Genomic DNA, 16,098 nt, shown 5'->3' on the forward strand with positions numbered 1-16,098 from the left:
TGCGTGATTAGCTCAGCGGTAGAGCACTGCCTTCACACGGCAGGGGTCACATGTTCGATCCATGTATCACGCACCATTTTTGCCAGTAGCGATACTGATCAGGGTGATTAGCTCAGAGGTAGAGCACTGCCTTCACACGGCAGGGGTCACATGTTCGATCCATGTATCACCCACCATTTTTAAGTCTGCAGCAATGCTGATTTGCGTGATTAGCTCAGCGGTAGAGCACTGCCTTCACACGGCAGGGGTCACATGTTCGATCCATGTATCACGCACCATCTCTTTGAAATAAAAAAGGGCTTAGCAAATTGCTAAGCCCTTTTTTGTTTTTGGAACAAAAATCTGACAAAGCGGCATTTTTGCAGCAGAACAATTTATATGTGGCGGTCAATGCTGCCCAGCTATTAGGGATGAATAGCTTGCGTTTGTCAGTGCGTCGTTCAAAGTCGCACCAATGGTGCCACTTCCCGCTAGAACGGGGGTGAGAGCGGGGCAAGTTTCATGCCTCAACTGAGCATGCAGGTACTTGCCCAGTAGGTGAACCATTAAAATGGGGCGCTGGCATGAGTTCTATGCCTCTTTTTTGCGGAATAACCGTTAAGGATTTGTTGTGCAGGTTGCGGCTTCTATTTTCAAGGCTTATGACATTCGTGGCGTGGTCCCTTCCACTTTGACGGATGAGGTGGCGCGCAGTATTGGCCGTGCTTTTGGAGTTGCAGTGCTGTCGGAGGGCGAGCGAACCGTGGCGGTTGGTCGTGATGGCCGTATCTCCGGACCCGCGCTGAGCCAAGCCTTGATGGCGGGGCTGTTGGATGTGGGTGTTGAGGTGATTGACATCGGCATGTGTACAACACCCATGCTGTATTTTGCAGCCAGTACGCTGTGTACCAGCGGCATCATGGTGACGGGTAGTCACAATCCCAAAGATTACAACGGCTTCAAGATGGTGCTCGCTGGCCGCGCCATTTATGGCGCAGAAATTCAAGCACTGAGACAGACCATCGAAGCCGAGAGCTGGGCGTTGCAAGAGGGTGGCAGCAGCCGTAGTGCGGATGTGCTGGGTGACTACACCGCACGCATTGTGGGTGATGTGAAGCTTTCGCGCCCTGTCAAAGTGGTGATTGATTGCGGCAATGGCGTGGCAGGGGCAACCGCACCTGGTATTTTTCGCGCACTGGGCTGTGAGGTGCTGGAGCTCTTTTCTGATGTTGATGGTAATTTTCCCAATCACCATCCGGACCCCAGCAAACCAGAAAACTTGCTCGATGTGGTCAAGGCCCTGCAAGAGACTGATGCTGAATTAGGCTTGGCATTTGATGGAGACGGCGACCGGCTGGGTATTGTGACCAAAGATGGGCAAACCATTTATCCCGATCGCCAGATGATGCTGTTTGCCAAGGATGTCCTGTCACGCGTTCCTGGCGGCACGATCTTGTTTGATGTGAAGTGCACCCAGCGTCTGGCGCCAGTCATTCGCCAAGCAGGGGGTGTCGCTGAGATGTATAAAACTGGGCACTCCTTGGTCAAAGCGCGGATGAAAGAGTTGAACTCTCCTCTCGGTGGCGAAATGAGTGGCCACATTTTCTTCAAAGAACGCTGGTATGGATTTGACGATGGAACTTATGCTGGCAGCCGCTTGCTGGAGATTTTGAGTCGTGAATCCAACCCCAGCGCAGTTCTTAATGCATTGCCTACCAGTTTTTCAACACCAGAGCTGAACGTTGCGTGTGCCGAAGGCGAGCCGCATGTCCTGACTGCGCAGTTGCAGGCGCTGGCACCAGATGTATTCGCCACGCCAGCACACATCAGCACAATTGATGGTTTGCGTGTGGATTGGCCCGACGGATTTGGTTTGATTCGCGCCAGCAACACGACGCCTGTGCTGGTGCTGCGCTTTGAAGGTCACACCGAAGAAGCGTTGGCGCGTATTCAGGCGCAAATGCTGGCACTGCTTGAACGGGTGAAGCCTGGTGCACAAGTCGGCAGTGCCGCGCATTGACTGATGGTGGGCTAGCAGCAATGGCGCAATACGTATGAACTGGAGTTTGGCCGCTTACTCGGTTTTGGCTTGGGCGGCGCAGCCGTTGCTTAAGCGCAAGCTGCGCAAACGTGCACAGGCCGAGCCTGGCTATGCTGAGGCTGTGCCTGAGCGATTTGGTCATTACACCCCGCCTCATTTTGGCGCGGATGGCAAGGGGCAATGGGTGTGGGTTCATGCCGTCTCGCTGGGCGAGACGCGTGCTGCGGCACTCTTGATCACAGAACTGCGTGCAGCACTGCCTGGCATGCGTTTGTTGCTGACGAATGGCACGGCCACAGGTCGTGCTCAAGGGCGCAAACTGCTGCAACCAGGCGATGTTCAAGTTTGGCAACCCTGGGACAGTCGCAAGGCCGTGCGCCGGTTTTTGAAACAATTTCAGCCCGCTATTGGTGTGCTGATGGAAACCGAGGTATGGCCCAATTTGGTGGCTGGCTGCCACCAAGCTGGAGTGCCCTTGGTGCTGGCCAATGCACGTCTCAATGCCAAGTCGCAGGCGGGTGCTCAGCGCTGGCCGTCCTTGTTCTTGCCTTGCTATGCGGCGTTGAAAGCGGTGTGGGCGCAGTCTGAGCAAGATGCACAGCGCTTGCGCAGTTTAGGGGCGCCTGTGCGCGCGGTACTGGGCAATCTCAAGTTTGATGTCCAACCTGATGCGGGTTTGCTGGCGCAAGGCACTGCATGGCGTGCTGCAAGCCCCAGGCCGGTTGTGATCATGGCCAGCTCGCGAGAGGGGGAAGAAGAGCAGTGGATTGCCCAGTGGGTCGGGCGAAAATTTCATGGTGTTGCCGGTCAATGCCAATGGCTGATCGTGCCACGCCACCCTCAGCGCTTTGAGGAGGTGCATGCGCTGCTGGAGAGCGCAGGCTTGAGTGTGGCGCGGCGCAGCCAGTGGGGCAGTAGCCTGCCTCCCATGGATGTCGACGTGTGGCTGGGCGACAGCCTGGGTGAAATGCCGCTGTACTACGCCGCCTCGCATGTGGGTTTGCTGGGTGGAAGTTTTGAGCCACTGGGCGGGCAAAACCTGATCGAGGCTGCAGCCTGTGCTTGCCCCATGGTACTGGGACCCCATACGTTTAATTTTGCGCAGGCTTCTCAAAATGCCTGTGAAGCGGGGGCGGCGTTTCGTGTGCTGGACATGGAGCAGGGCGTACAACTGGCCGCTGCGCTGGCACGCGATGCGCAAGGACTGGATCGTGCCCGGCATGCAGCCTTGGAGTTCGCACAATCACATCGAGGCGCTGCCAAGGCAACGGCACAGGCCATTGCCGCCATCGTGTGTTTGAAGCCTGCTCGCACTCCATAAATAATGTGAGCAGCTAGCGATTGCTGTATATATGTTTTCGGCCGATTTGGCTTAAAGCGCACACTTGCTTTTAATTGTTCATGCACAACACCCACGATCCCCGAGTTCTGCCTTTGCGCGAGGGCGTCAAGCCCAGTTGCATCGTCTTGCCGGGTACGGGAGCTGGCAGTTGCCTTGATTTTTTGGCGCAGCGGTTATCCGGTGTATCGCGCCAAGGCTGGCTGGACCGTATCGAGCGGGGGGAGGTTGTGGATGAGCTGGGGCGCTGCATTGAAGTGGCCACGCCTTTGCTGCACGGTCTGCGCGTGTATTACTACCGTGAGGTGGTGACTGAGCCAGAAGTGCCTTTTGAGGCTAGGGTGCTGTTTCAAGATGCACACATCCTGGTGGCGGACAAGCCCCATTTTTTACCGGTCACGCCCGGCGGCAGTTATTTGCAAAACACCTTGCTGATTCGCTTGAAAAATCAGCTGGGGCTGCCAGATTTATCGCCTGTGCATCGGATCGATCGCGATACTGCAGGCTTGGTGCTGTTTGCCATCAGGCGGCAGGACCGCGGCGCATATCAAGCCTTGTTCAGGCAGCGCACTGTGCATAAAGCCTATGAGGCGATTGCGCCCTGGAACCCGGCTGTTGCTTTTCCGCGCGAACATGCCAGCCGCATGCAAGAGAGTGAAAATTTCATTCGCATGCAGGAGGTCGACGGTGTTCCCAATAGCTTCACGCACATGGAGTTGCTGGAGCACAACGAGCGATGGGGGCGCTACGCGCTCAGTCCTGTCAGTGGCAAGCGGCATCAGTTGCGCGTGCATATGGCATCGCTGGGCTTGGGTCTCAAAGGTGATGGCCTGTACCCGGTTGTAGATGATGCTGCAGAGGGTGATTTTTCTCGGCCTTTGATGTTGCTGGCAAAAACACTAGAGTTTCAAGACCCCATGACCGGGCAGCAACACAAGTTTTCAACGCAGCAAAGCTTGGGTGCATTGCCCCGCGATTGACGTGTAGCAGCCAGCGCCAGTGGCTAGTGCGCATGTGCTGTATTGGTGGGCGGTAAGTCGCATACCGAAATGGCAGGATTTCTCAATCCTTTGCACGTCAAACAGCATGTATTTCTGGTGCTTGGCTTCATAAGCCTGCTGGGTTGTCGGTACGATGAAGACTCTCTCGTACGAAGCAGGGCATGAAACCTATAATCGCAGGTTGTCCCGTGCCGCAGGTTTGCGCACAACGAAAACACATATCCATGAGCACTCCCACTTTTTCCGTAGCTGACATTCGTAAGTCGTTTCTGGACTTCTTTGCATCCAAGGGCCACACCATTGTGGAATCAAGCCCTCTGGTGCCCGGCAATGACCCGACTTTGATGTTTACCAACTCCGGCATGGTCCAGTTCAAGGACGTGTTTTTGGGTACGGACAAACGCCCCTACACCCGCGCAACCTCGGTGCAGGCTTGCCTGCGTGCCGGCGGCAAGCACAACGATCTGGAAAACGTGGGTTACACCGCGCGCCACCACACTTTCTTTGAAATGCTGGGCAACTGGTCTTTTGGCGATTACTTCAAGCGCGAGTCGCTCAAGTGGGCCTGGGAGCTGCTGACCGAGGTGTACAAGCTGCCCAAAGAGCGCCTGCTGGCCACTGTGTACGCAGAAGATGATGAAGCGTATGACATCTGGACCAAGGAGATTGGCCTGCCCCCAGAGCGCGTGATTCGCATTGGTGACAACAAAGGTGGCCGTTACAAGTCCGACAACTTCTGGATGATGGCTGACACTGGCCCCTGTGGCCCCTGCTCGGAAATCTTCTATGACCACGGGGATCACATTGCCGGTGGCCCGCCAGGCAGCCCCGATGAAGACGGTGACCGTTTCATCGAAATCTGGAACAACGTGTTCATGCAGTTCGACATGGACGAAAACGGCAAGGTCACGCCACTGCCAGCGCCGTGCGTGGATACCGGCATGGGGCTGGAACGCCTGGCTGCCATCTTGCAGCATGTACACAGCAACTACGAGATCGATCTGTTTCAGAAATTGATCGCTGCTGCTGCCCGCGAAACGCACATTACGGATCTGGAAACACCGTCGCTGAAGGTCATTGCCGACCACATCCGCGCCACAGCGTTTTTGGTCAGCGATGGCGTGATTCCTTCCAACGAAGGTCGTGGCTATGTGCAGCGTCGCATCGTGCGCCGTGCCATTCGCCATGGCTACAAGCTGGGACAGAAGACACCGTTTTTCCACAAGCTGGTCAAAGACCTGGTGCAAGTGATGGGCGATGCTTACCCCAAGCTGCGCGAGCAGGAGGCTCGCATTACTGAAGTGCTGCGCGTGGAAGAGGAGCGCTTCTTTGAAACGCTGGCTCACGGCATGGAAATTTTGGACAGCGCACTGGCAGGCGATGTCAAGGTGCTGCCTGGCGACGTAGCCTTCAAGCTGCACGATACCTATGGTTTTCCGCTGGATCTTTCCAACGACGTGGCCCGTGAGCGTGGCTTGAGCGTGGATGAGGCCGGCTTCAAGATCGCCATGGAAGAGCAAAAGAACAAGGCCCGCGCGGCCGGCAAGTTCAAGATGGACCGTGCGCTGGAGTACACCGGTGCAGCCAACACTTTCACTGGCTACGACAAACTGGCTGAATCTGTAAATATCGTAGCGCTATACGCTGAAGGTACGCCAGTTTCCGTATTGAATGCTGGTCAAAACGGCGTCGTTGTTACCGATAGCACTCCTTTTTATGCTGAATCCGGTGGACAAGTGGGTGATCAGGGCGTGATCTTTGCACCCGCAGGGCGCTTTGTGGTGGAAGACACGCAAAAGATACGAGCAGATGTGTTTGGTCACCATGGTGTACTGGAGTCGGGTAGCCTGAAGGTGGGCGATGCGGTGCAGGCCCAAGTGGATACACAGTTGCGTGCGGCTACCATGCGCAACCACTCTGTCACGCACATCATGCACAAGGCCTTGCACGAAGTGCTGGGCAGCCATGTGCAGCAAAAAGGATCGCTGGTCAATGCAGACCGTACCCGTTTTGACTTTACCCACAACGCCCCAGTCACCGCCGCTGAAATCCGCGAAATTGAACGCCGCGTGAATGCCGAAATTTTGGCCAATACGGCAACCGATGCCCGAGTGATGGACATCGAAGCGGCCAAGGCCACCGGCGCCATGATGCTGTTCGGTGAAAAGTACGGTGAAACTGTGCGCGTGCTGGACATCGGCACCAGTCGTGAGCTGTGCGGTGGCACGCACGTGCATCGCACGGGTGACATTGGTATGTTCAAGATTGTGGGCGAAAGCGGTGTAGCCGCTGGCGTGCGTCGTATTGAGGCCGTGACAGGAGAGAACGCATTGGCGTACCTGCAGTCTTTGGAGTCCACCGTAGACCAAGCTGCCGCCGTGCTCAAAGCCCCTGTGGCCGAGCTGACCACCCGCATCGGTGGCACGCTGGAGCAGATCAAGGCATTGGAGAAAGAAGTCGCGGCGCTCAAGGGTAAGCTGGCTTCCAGCCAAGGCGATGAAATGCTGAGCCAAGCGGTAGAAATCAACGGCATCAAGGTGCTGGCCGCCAAGCTGGAAGGCGCTGATGCCAAGACGCTGCGCGACACCATGGATAAGCTCAAAGACAAGCTGGGCGCTGCTGTGATCGTGCTGGCGGCTGTGGATGGCGACAAGGTGCAGCTGGCTGCAGGCGTGACCAAGGCCGAGACTGCCAAGGTCAAGGCAGGTGAACTGGTGAACTTTGTGGCCCAGCAAGTGGGGGGCAAGGGCGGTGGCAAGCCCGATATGGCCATGGCTGGTGGCACAGATGCTGCGGCCGTGCCTGCGGCGCTGGCATCGGTGCAAGCCTGGGTGACTGAGCGTATCTAAACCGCAATCACTGTATGCAAAAAGCCAGAGTGCATGAATGTGCTCTGGCTTTTTTTATCGGCAGGTGGTGGTTGGCAATGGGGTGGGAGGCGTTGGCCGGAAGCCGAGTCGCTCAATCAGCAGTACAAGGTCTTGTCACAAAGAGAGTGGTGCTGCTTGCAGATTGATTGAAGCAGCTCTGCCCACACTGCGCTTGAGCCAGAACTTAGAAAAGTTCAACGTCGTCGTGAGAAACCTGAGAGTTTTGCAGCAAGCCCTGGTCTTGCAGACATTCGTAGTGGCATACACGGTTGCGCCCATTTTCTTTGGCGTAATACAGCGCTTGGTCTGCTTGGCCCAAGATTTCGACAGGCGAGGACAGCTTGGCGCCCGCAAAGCCGACGCTGACAGTGACACGGCCCACTTGCGGAAATTCATGTGCTGCCAGCAGGTTTCTGAATGCTTCCAGGGCGGCCCTCGCTGCCTCTTTGAGTGAAGGGGGCATGAGGACGACAAACTCTTCACCACCAAAACGGAAGATGCGGTGCTGTGAGCCAAAGGCTGTGCGCAGTAAATTGGCGACCAAAATTAGCACTTCGTCGCCAAACAGATGGCCAAAGCGGTCGTTCACCTGTTTGAAGTGGTCAATGTCAATGACTGCCAGCCAAGAAAACTCTTCCGATGCCGTGGTCTGCGCTGCAGCAGCAAATCGCAGCAGATGCTCATCGAAGGTCTTGCGGTTAAGCAATCCCGTTAAGGCATCACGCTCGCTGTAATCGAGCAAGCTTTGGTAGTTCTGGTAGACATTGAAAACACCCGTAATGACGTCCAGGCTGTGCGCAGAAATTGGCTCTGACTGCGTAATCTCCACGCAGGCGCGCACTTGATCGTGCATCCATACGGGCAGCCAGATAATGTGCTGGCCAATGCCGGGTGAATGCTGCGCTTGCTGCTGCTTGTTTGCAATGCAGGCGTGCAGGTACGGTAATTCGTGTAGCGCAAAGCGCTGCGGGTCGTTGGCAAAGTCTTGGGGCGCCGAGACCAGTTGCCCGGCTTGCTGCCAGGTGCGTGGGCGAACCCAGTATTCATCGTCCAGTTTGAGTAGTTCCAGCGCCCGAACATTCGTAATGCGAGGTAACTGCAAAAAAGTCGATAAAACGGAGAGTTCCAAGCGCAAGTGATCGCGCTGGCCGGTCATCTGAACCAAGTTTTGCAGGATATGCATGAAGTTCGGGTCTGTTGGGGCGATGGCAGTGACGGGTGCTAGCGCTTGGTAAATACCAAGTCCCAAACCCCATGACCGAGCCGCAAACCACGGTTTTCAAATTTGGTCAGTGGCCGGTAGTCTGGCTTGGCGGCATAGCCCTGTGCAGTGTTGACCAACTGGCTGTCAGCGCTCAGCACTTCCAGCATCTGGACAGCGTAAGGCTCCCAGTCTGTCGCGCAATGGAAATATCCACCCGTTTTCAAGCGCGAGGCCAGTTTGGCAACCAACGGGCTTTGAATCAAGCGGCGCTTATTGTGCTTTTTCTTGTGCCAGGGGTCTGGGAAGAAAATGTGCACGCCATCAATACTGCCTTCAGGCAGCATGTTGTCGATCACTTCCACTGCATCGTGTTGCAGGATGCGGATATTGTGAATGTCTTGTTCGCCAATGCGCTTGAGCAGCGCACCTACGCCGGGCTCGTGCACTTCGCAGCACAGAAAATTGTCTTCTGGTCGCACGCGTGCAATGTGCGCAGTGGCCTCGCCCATGCCAAAACCGATTTCTAGAATCAGTTTTCCTTCACGACCAAATGCAGCCAGCGCATCCAGAGGGGCGTTCGTGTAGGGCTGCAAAAATTGCGGGCCGATATCTTCGAATGCCTTGGCCTGGCCCGTGGTGACACGGCCAGTTCGGCGTACATAGCTGCGGATAGTTTTGGGAAATGCCACGTCCGCTGGAGGCTTGCCTTCAGCGGATTGGGAGGGAGAGGCTGCATTGGTGTCAGCCATGGGGTTGATTTGGTGCTCAGTCACGGGGCACATTGTAAATGCCTTGCCATATGTTGACCCATTGAGCTAGCGCATCAGTCATCGTAGTTTCAGGGCATACCGCAGGTAGCTCCAGGCAGATTGCTGCAGCGTTCAATGCTTGGAGTGGGCAACTGACATCCAGGGGCGGTGCGCCGTGCTGCTTGGAAAGTTTCTCGCCGTCAGGCATGCGTACCAGTGGGGTGTGCATATAGGTAGGGTGCGGCAGACCCAGAGCATGCTGAAGCAGCAGCTGGCGTGGGGTGTTGTCGGTCAAATCTTCGCCGCGTACCACGTGGGTGATGTCTTGCAAGGCATCGTCCACCACGACGGCCAGTTGGTAGGCGTACAAGCCATCAGCACGTTGCAGGACAAAGTCGCCTGCCACATCTGCGGGTCTTTGCTGCTCAGTGCCCAGACGGCGGTCTTGCCAGCACAGGAGGCCATCTTTTATGCAAAAAGGAGCAGTTTGAATTTGTCTATCTTCGGACTGAGGCCAGCTGGATATATATTTTTCTAAAGCAAAACGCCAGCTGCGTGCGGTTTTGCCATGCAAACCGTCCCGGCAGGTTCCAGGGTAAGGGCGTTCGATGTGGCGCGCATGCGTCAGCCCCATGTGTGTCCAGGCTGCTTCGATGTCTTTGCGGGTACAGCCGCAGGGGTAAGCCAGTTGCGCGTCTTGAAGCTGAGCCAAGGCTGTTGCGTAGTGGCTGTGTCGTTGTGACTGCCAGGTGGGTGGCTCGTCCGGGATCAGCCCGCATTGTGTGAGCTGCTGCAAGATCACCGTGTCGGCACCTGCAGGACAGCGCGGAGGATCGATGTCTTCAATGCGCACCAGCCATTTGCCGTGGTGGGCGCGTGCGTCCAGCCAGCTGGCCAGGGCAGCCACCAAAGAGCCTGCATGCAAAGGGCCCGTGGGAGAAGGGGCAAACCGCCCGCGATAAGCGCTAGAACGCATGGCCTGCAGTTTTAGCGCGCTGATGTGGTCAGCGACAGGTGGTGATTTTCAAGCAAGGCTTGCTGGGTCACGGGGCTTTGCAGCTGGGTCAACCACCAGTGCAAAGCTTTACCCAATCCACCATTGCCTGGTTTTTTCCATGCATAGCGCATGCGGATCTGGCGTGTAGGGCGGGTGACAGCCTTGGTGACCAGCAAACCTGCTTGCGCATAGGGCTGCACCATCGTCTCGGGCAGGAACCCGCAGCCCAGGCCACGCACCTGGGCATCAATCTTGGCTTGCACGGTATCGACCGTGAAGATGTCCTGCCCATTAAGCAGTCCCATGGAGACGCGTTCTTTTTGTGCCGAGTCAGCCACTACGACCAAACGGTGCTCGAGCAGCATTTCATCTGTGATCGGCGTTTGTATTTGTGCCAAGGGGTGAAAAGGTGCCACGGCAAAGGCGAAGGTGATATCGCCCAGATCGTCCAGTTGCAGTCCCGTCACGCTGGTGTTGGTGGTGCCAACGCCCAAGGCTAGATCGGCACGCCCTGTGGTCAGGCATTCCACGGGGCCGGTGAGCGTGCCCATGCCCAGCTTGAGCTTGGTGGGTGAGCCCAGTGCATAAAACGCCTCGACCAGATCAAACAAGGTGGCCTGAGAGATTACGCCATCTGCCACGATGGTCAGCTCTGGCTCCCACCCTGTTGCCACACGGCGAACGCGGTGTGCGACTGCATCAATGTCTTGCAGCAGGCGTATGCCTTCGGATAGCAGCGCCTGGCCTGCTTCCGTGGGCTGGGCCTGGCGTGCGCTGCGGTCAAACAAGAGCACGTCCAGTGCTTCTTCCATTTGCCGAACCCGGTAGGTCAAGGCGCTGGGCACCAGCCGCAATTGCCGCGCTGCAGCCGCAAAACTACCAGTGTCGGCAATGACTTGCAGCATGGCGAGGCTGTCTGGGGTTAAAACGTCACGAGGGCTTGGCATGCTGCGATACGTTCATTCAAAGAGTTTGAATGATGCCATCAAACTGGCTTGATCTGTAGCAAGGCTTTCACTTTTACAGTCGAGGTATTGCAGCAAACCGCTGCCGATATTAAGGAGCCACTCATGATTCATATTCGCAAATCTCAAGACCGTGGTTTTGCCAACCATGGCTGGCTCAAGTCATTCCACAGTTTTTCATTCGCAGGTTATTACGACCCCAAACATATGGGCTGGGGTAATTTGCGGGTGATCAACGAAGACCGTATTGCAGCAGGTACGGGCTTTGGCGCACATCCCCACAAAGACATGGAAATTGTCAGCTATGTGATGGATGGTGCGCTGTCTCACGAAGACAGCATGGGCAATGTGCAGACCATTCAGCCCGGGGAAGTGCAGCGCATGACGGCGGGCACTGGCGTGGTTCACAGTGAGCACAACCATGCCGAAGGCAAGGCCACCCATTTCCTGCAAATTTGGCTGCAGCCTAGTGGCACGGGCCTGGAGCCTGGTTATGAGCAAAAGCGTTTTACAGATGCAGAAAAAACCAATGTGCTGCGTTTGGTGGCCGATCCTCAGGGGTTGCAAGGTTCAGTGCATTTGAATGCGGATGCGCGTATCTATGCCAGCTTGCTGCGCCCCGCTGCAGGCCAGGTCGTGCAGTTGACCCATGAGATTGCTGTTGGCCGTAAATGCTATGTTTTTGTCATCGACGGTGAGGTGGTCGTTGCGGGCAAAAAGCTGACAAGCGGAGATGCCTTGCTTGCAGAAAATGAGCATGCGTTGCAGTTTGAAAGTGATCAGACCGCTGAATTACTGGTATTCGATTTGGCTGCATGAAAACTGCTCGGCATGGGGGAAGAGTTTTTATTCACAACACGGGCATTGCCCAAGGAAAGTACCGTATGAATCATTCAATGACTGCCACATTCGCACTGGTTGGTCGCATCTTGATGGCCTGGCTTTTCATTCCCGCTGGATTTGGAAAGCTGATGGGTTTTTCTGGTGCGGTCGGTTATGCCAGTGCCATGGGCCTGCCAATGCCAGAGGTCGGCGTTGCGGTGGGCCTGCTGATTGAACTGGTGTGCGGCATCATGATCTTGATTGGTTTTATGACGCGCCCTGCGGCTTTGCTGCTGGCTTTCTTTACGCTGGTTGCAAGTTTCTTCTTTCATGCTTACTGGTCGCTGCCGGCAGATCAGGCCATGGTGCAGCAACTCATGTTCAATAAGAACATTGCGGTCGTGGGTGGTTTGCTCGTGCTGGCCGCCTTTGGTGCAGGCACTTTCAGCGTGGATGCCAAGCGCAACCGTCTGTAATGCCAATCAAAGCCGCATTGCTGTGGCGTTGATTGCGGTGTAGACAAGCATTTGCACTGCTTTAAATGAAAAAAGAGCTACCTGTAGGTAGCTCTTTTGAGTGGGTGTTCTCTATGCTGGTGGCTTACACGGCCTGTGTGGGGGTCACCATGGTTTTGATGCGGTTGGCCAACTGGGCAATTGCCAAAGAGGCTGCGCAGCCTGGAGAGGCTTGAATCAGTAGCTGGCGACGCATGACGGCCTCACGAACTGCTTTGTCTGCAGGAATGTCACCCATATGAATCAGGCGCATAGGCAAGCCTGATTCAGAGTGAACAAAGCGATTGAGCACCTGCTGCAATTGACCGGTGATGGCGCGGCCATCGCCTGGACGCGCAGCTTGGTTGATCACCAAGCGCATGTTGTGGCGCTTTTGTTGCGTGGTCAGTACTTTGATGGCGGCGTAAGCGTCGGTCAGAGATGTGGGTTCCGGGGTTGCCACAATCAAAACTTCGTGGGCCAGAGAGACTGAAAACAGCACTACGTCCGAGATGCCAGCGCCTGTGTCCAGCAGCATGATGTCGTAGTTGGGAGCCAGGGTGTCAATGACATGAATGAGCTGGTTGCGCACTTCAGGGGTCAGGCGTGAATACTCCACCATGCCTGAGCCGGCAAGCAGCACATGAAAGCCGCCAGGGGCTGTGACAACCGCTTCCTGCAGCGAGGCCTTGCCGGTGAATACGTCATGCAGTGTGACTTTGGGGTACAGGTTGAGTACCACGTCCAAGTTGGCCAGACCCAAATCCGCGTCCAGCACCAGAACGCGCAAGCCATGGCGTGTCAGAGCCGCAGCCAGGTTGGCGGAAACAAAGGTTTTACCCACACCGCCTTTACCGCTGGTGACAGCAATGATGTGGGCGCTGGATGCGTTGCGCGGGCGCGGGCCGTAGGAGGTGGTAGCCACTTTGGTCGGAGAGAGGGGGGACAGCACGTCGCTCATTTCAATGCATGCCTTCAGTTGACGCCATCAGCCGAATCCGTAGACGCGGCCAACACTTCGATCCAATCACCAGACCACGTGGACGTGTCGGCGCTTAACTCAGGGATGAAGAGCAAGTTTTTTTCCTCTGCAGTCACGGTGCTGTCAGGTTGTTGTTCGATTTCAATGCGGTTGCGGCCAGCGCCTTTGGCCACGTAGAGCTGCTGGTCTGCACGCTCTACCCAAAGTTTGCGTGTGCTGCGAATCCATTGCAGGGCATAAGCGCCGCCGATGCTGACGGTCACCTTGATTTCGTGGCCTGAGGCAATGCGAATGTGCAATGCTTCTACAGCACGGCGCACTCGATCTGCCACGTTTTGGCCGTAAGCCGGCTGGCAGGCGGGCAGCACAATGGCGAATTCTTCACCGCCATAGCGGGCCAGTGTGTCCATGGGCCGCACACATCCGGTCAGCGCATGCGCAACTTGCTGGAGTACAGCATCACCCACGTTGTGCCCATATTGATCGTTCACTTGCTTGAAGTGATCGATGTCAATCATGAGCAGCAAGGCCACATCCCCAGAGCGCGCGACGCGATCAAGTTCCCGGTCCAGTACTGAGTCAAAATGGCGTCGGTTGGCGGTGCCTGTTAAGGGGTCTCGCAAGGACAAGTCACACAAACCGTCAATGATGGTTTGCAGCCGGGCGACTGCATCGATTTGCGCGTGGGGCAGTGCGACACTTTCTTCTTCTCCAAGCAATGCCAAAGCTCCGTCCAAGCGGAGTTGCTGAAAAGCGGTCAGTGATAAGAAGTTAGTGCCAGTCACAAAACGATGGTTTAGCGCCATTAATGCGGTCAAGTGTAGCAGTCTGTGCAGTAACGATGCGGGCTTTCAGCCTATTTGGTTGTGCAAGATACACGCATTGTTAGCAACGCTTGCGCGTTGGTGCGTGACAGTTGCAAATCAGGCCCTGACGCCAGAGCGCCAGCCTTGTCCAGTATGGCCTGTACTGGCAACTTTAAACCGCCAATATGCAGGCAAATACCCTGCTTTCTCAAGCTTTGGCGCAGTCGCATGAAACTTTCTACCCCAGTCACATCAATGCGGTTAATGGGTTGCGCATCCAGGTACACGATTTGAATATGTGGCTGCTGCTGGAGTACTTGGGTGACGTAGCGCTCCAGAGCGGCTGATGAAGCGAAGTCCCACTCTGCATCCATGCGCAGTGCCAAGACGTGCGGAGCAATGGCAGGCAGGTCCCAAATGCCACGCGAACGCAAGCTGCCATCGGCGTGTTCCCCAATTTCGAGAATGCGAGGGTGCAGCCGCTGGTAGAGAAAATGGCACAGACTGAGCAGCACACCTGTTAAAACGCCCCAGTACAGGCGCGGAGCAGTGGCCAGAGTGAGTACAAATGTTGTCAGTGCAATGCCGCCTTCAATGGGCGAGATGCGGAACAGGGCGCGCAAGCTGCGTGGCTGAATCAGGTTGATCACGGCAGACACTACCACTGCAGCCAATGCCGCCTGTGGTACGTGGTAGAGCACAGGGGTGAGCCACAGCACAGTCACCAGCACCATGGCAATTGCAAAGACAGTTGCCCAGCCTGTTTTTGCGCCCGAGTGCAAGGTGACTGCGGAGCGCGAAAAAGATGCGCTGATGGCAAAACTGCCACTCAAACCAGCGACAACTTTGGCCATGCCCTGTGCAATCAGGTCCTGGTTTTCATTCCAGCGCGTTCCGGTGTGGCGGTGTTCCACCTGCGCGCTGGATGCAACCTCCAAAAAGCTCACCAGGCTGATCATGAGCACCGGCAAAAGTAGCCGGCTAAACTGATCCATGGTGATGGCGGCAGGAATCGCCAGGCCAGGCAGGCCTGCAGGTAAGTGGCCTACGATGTTGCCATCGTGTTCGGCATAGCCCACTGCAGCGCTGATGATGCCGCACAAGGCAACCACCATGACGGCAGCCGGCAGTTTTGGGGCCAGCTTTTTGAGCAAGAGCAGGGCGGCCAGCCCACCGGCACCAAAGCAAAAGGCCAATCCATCAAAATGGTGAAGACTGGGGTCGTGAAACAAGGCGCTCCAGGAGCTGCGCAAACCCAGCAAGTCAGGCAACTGGGACAGGAAGATCAAAATGCCTGCAGCCTGGGTGAAACCGTTGAGGACAGGCGAAGTCACCAGATTCACCAGCCAGCCACTGCGCAGCGCACCCAGCAGCCACTGCACTGCACCCGCCATGATGGCCATCCATGCCGCCAATGTGACCCACTGGGCACTGCCGGGCTCGGCCATGCCGACCAATGAAGTGCCGATGAGCAAACTGGTCAACGCCGTAGGGCCAACACCCAGACGTGGAGATGCGCCCCACAGAACTGCCACCAGCGAAGGCAGCAAAGCGGCATAAATGCCTGTAACCAGTGGCATGCCTGCCAGTGCTGCATACGCCACGCCCTGTGGCAGCAGCATGAGGCCAATGGTGACCCCGGCCAGCACCTCATCGCGCGCCATGGCGGGACTGAGTCTGGGCCATGACAAAAAGGGGAACCACTGTTTCAATTGCATAGGTTCGCAATTGTGGATGCTTTTTAGGCCTCGTTACATGATCGCGATTGTCCTACGGATGCTTAGGAGCCATCCCACCAGTTGTAACAAGCAGAGAATCTACATTGCATCCACGTGGTCATGATGCGCAG

General features: G+C 56.2%; 13 protein-coding genes and 3 tRNA genes. 9 read left to right on the top strand and 7 right to left on the bottom strand.

Annotated elements, in window-relative coordinates; translation table 11 throughout:
* The first annotated feature begins 1 nt into the window (after position 1).
* From H9646_RS01635 to alaS, 7 genes are all read left to right on the top strand, one after another.
* Positions 2 to 76: transfer RNA gene (locus tag H9646_RS01635), tRNA-Val, on the top strand.
* A gap of 25 nt (positions 77 to 101) precedes the next feature.
* Positions 102 to 176 (top strand) — tRNA-Val (locus tag H9646_RS01640).
* 27 nt (positions 177 to 203) lie between these two features.
* Positions 204 to 278, top strand: a tRNA-Val gene (locus H9646_RS01645).
* 332 nt (positions 279 to 610) lie between these two features.
* Entirely contained in the window at positions 611 to 1,999 is a 1,389-nt protein-coding gene (locus H9646_RS01650; RefSeq protein WP_191721582.1) for a phosphomannomutase/phosphoglucomutase, read from the top strand.
* A 34-nt stretch (positions 2,000 to 2,033) separates the two neighbouring features.
* Entirely contained in the window at positions 2,034 to 3,341 is a 1,308-nt protein-coding gene (locus H9646_RS01655; protein ID WP_191721583.1) for a 3-deoxy-D-manno-octulosonic acid transferase, read from the top strand.
* Between the two features lie 80 nt (positions 3,342 to 3,421).
* On the top strand, positions 3,422 to 4,339 hold the full coding sequence (locus H9646_RS01660) for a pseudouridine synthase (protein ID WP_191721584.1): 918 nt from the start codon (positions 3,422 to 3,424) through the stop codon (positions 4,337 to 4,339).
* Between the two features lie 245 nt (positions 4,340 to 4,584).
* Positions 4,585 to 7,209 (top strand): alanine--tRNA ligase, encoded by a 2,625-nt coding sequence (alaS, locus tag H9646_RS01665; protein ID WP_191721585.1) that lies wholly within the window; start codon positions 4,585 to 4,587, stop codon positions 7,207 to 7,209.
* 205 nt (positions 7,210 to 7,414) lie between these two features.
* Here the strand turns inward: alaS and H9646_RS01670 are convergent, their stop codons facing one another.
* Genes H9646_RS01670 through H9646_RS01685 form a run of 4 tightly spaced genes read right to left on the bottom strand, consistent with a single transcriptional unit; the run spans position 7,415 to position 11,127 of the window.
* A complete protein-coding gene (locus tag H9646_RS01670) occupies positions 7,415 to 8,413 on the bottom strand; it encodes a GGDEF domain-containing protein (RefSeq protein ID WP_191721586.1) in 999 nt (332 codons plus the stop codon).
* Between the two features lie 38 nt (positions 8,414 to 8,451).
* Positions 8,452 to 9,183, bottom strand: coding sequence for a tRNA (guanosine(46)-N7)-methyltransferase TrmB (gene trmB / locus H9646_RS01675; RefSeq protein WP_191721783.1), 732 nt, complete (start codon positions 9,181 to 9,183; stop codon positions 8,452 to 8,454).
* Positions 9,184 to 9,199: 16 nt separating this feature from the next.
* Positions 9,200 to 10,159 carry a tRNA glutamyl-Q(34) synthetase GluQRS gene (gene gluQRS, locus H9646_RS01680; protein WP_191721587.1) on the bottom strand — a complete coding sequence of 320 codons (960 nt, stop codon included), beginning with the start codon at positions 10,157 to 10,159 and terminating at the stop codon, positions 9,200 to 9,202.
* Positions 10,160 to 10,170: 11 nt separating this feature from the next.
* On the bottom strand, positions 10,171 to 11,127 hold the full coding sequence (locus H9646_RS01685; protein ID WP_191721588.1) for a LysR family transcriptional regulator: 957 nt from the start codon (positions 11,125 to 11,127) through the stop codon (positions 10,171 to 10,173).
* 123 nt (positions 11,128 to 11,250) lie between these two features.
* On the opposite strand from H9646_RS01685, the gene H9646_RS01690 reads away from it, so the two are divergent.
* Both H9646_RS01690 and H9646_RS01695 read left to right on the top strand, forming a co-directional pair.
* Complete coding sequence (locus H9646_RS01690) at positions 11,251 to 11,964, top strand: pirin family protein (protein ID WP_191721589.1); 714 nt, start codon at positions 11,251 to 11,253, stop codon at positions 11,962 to 11,964.
* 65 nt (positions 11,965 to 12,029) lie between these two features.
* Positions 12,030 to 12,443 carry a DoxX family protein gene (locus H9646_RS01695; protein WP_191721590.1) on the top strand — a complete coding sequence of 138 codons (414 nt, stop codon included), beginning with the start codon at positions 12,030 to 12,032 and terminating at the stop codon, positions 12,441 to 12,443.
* Between the two features lie 124 nt (positions 12,444 to 12,567).
* Here the strand turns inward: H9646_RS01695 and H9646_RS01700 are convergent, their stop codons facing one another.
* Genes H9646_RS01700 through H9646_RS01710 form a run of 3 tightly spaced genes read right to left on the bottom strand, consistent with a single transcriptional unit; the run spans position 12,568 to position 15,967 of the window.
* A complete protein-coding gene (locus H9646_RS01700) occupies positions 12,568 to 13,422 on the bottom strand; it encodes a MinD/ParA family protein (RefSeq protein ID WP_191721591.1) in 855 nt (284 codons plus the stop codon).
* A 14-nt stretch (positions 13,423 to 13,436) separates the two neighbouring features.
* Positions 13,437 to 14,249, bottom strand: coding sequence for a GGDEF domain-containing protein (locus H9646_RS01705; RefSeq protein WP_191721592.1), 813 nt, complete (start codon positions 14,247 to 14,249; stop codon positions 13,437 to 13,439).
* Positions 14,250 to 14,299: 50 nt separating this feature from the next.
* A complete protein-coding gene (locus H9646_RS01710; protein WP_191721593.1) occupies positions 14,300 to 15,967 on the bottom strand; it encodes a SulP family inorganic anion transporter in 1,668 nt (555 codons plus the stop codon).
* Positions 15,968 to 16,098 lie beyond the last annotated feature (131 nt).

Origin of the sequence: Comamonas avium, assembly GCF_014836675.1 — a bacterium.
GTDB classification, from domain to species: domain Bacteria; phylum Pseudomonadota; class Gammaproteobacteria; order Burkholderiales; family Burkholderiaceae_C; genus Comamonas; species Comamonas avium.

Bases quoted from the DNA above. Each gene is read 5' to 3' on its own strand.
- H9646_RS01660 (WP_191721584.1), top strand. From the start codon at position 3,422: ATGCACAACACCCACGATCCCCGAGTTCTGCCTTTGCGCGAGGGCGTC.
- H9646_RS01710 (WP_191721593.1), bottom strand. From the start codon at position 15,967: ATGCAATTGAAACAGTGGTTCCCCTTTTTGTCATGGCCCAGACTCAGT.
- alaS (WP_191721585.1), top strand. From the start codon at position 4,585: ATGAGCACTCCCACTTTTTCCGTAGCTGACATTCGTAAGTCGTTTCTG.
- H9646_RS01700 (WP_191721591.1), bottom strand. From the start codon at position 13,422: ATGAGCGACGTGCTGTCCCCCCTCTCTCCGACCAAAGTGGCTACCACC.
- trmB (WP_191721783.1), bottom strand. From the start codon at position 9,183: ATGGCTGACACCAATGCAGCCTCTCCCTCCCAATCCGCTGAAGGCAAG.
- H9646_RS01685 (WP_191721588.1), bottom strand. From the start codon at position 11,127: ATGCCAAGCCCTCGTGACGTTTTAACCCCAGACAGCCTCGCCATGCTG.
- H9646_RS01655 (WP_191721583.1), top strand. From the start codon at position 2,034: ATGAACTGGAGTTTGGCCGCTTACTCGGTTTTGGCTTGGGCGGCGCAG.
- H9646_RS01695 (WP_191721590.1), top strand. From the start codon at position 12,030: ATGAATCATTCAATGACTGCCACATTCGCACTGGTTGGTCGCATCTTG.
- H9646_RS01690 (WP_191721589.1), top strand. From the start codon at position 11,251: ATGATTCATATTCGCAAATCTCAAGACCGTGGTTTTGCCAACCATGGC.
- gluQRS (WP_191721587.1), bottom strand. From the start codon at position 10,159: ATGCGTTCTAGCGCTTATCGCGGGCGGTTTGCCCCTTCTCCCACGGGC.
- H9646_RS01705 (WP_191721592.1), bottom strand. From the start codon at position 14,249: ATGGCGCTAAACCATCGTTTTGTGACTGGCACTAACTTCTTATCACTG.
- H9646_RS01670 (WP_191721586.1), bottom strand. From the start codon at position 8,413: ATGCATATCCTGCAAAACTTGGTTCAGATGACCGGCCAGCGCGATCAC.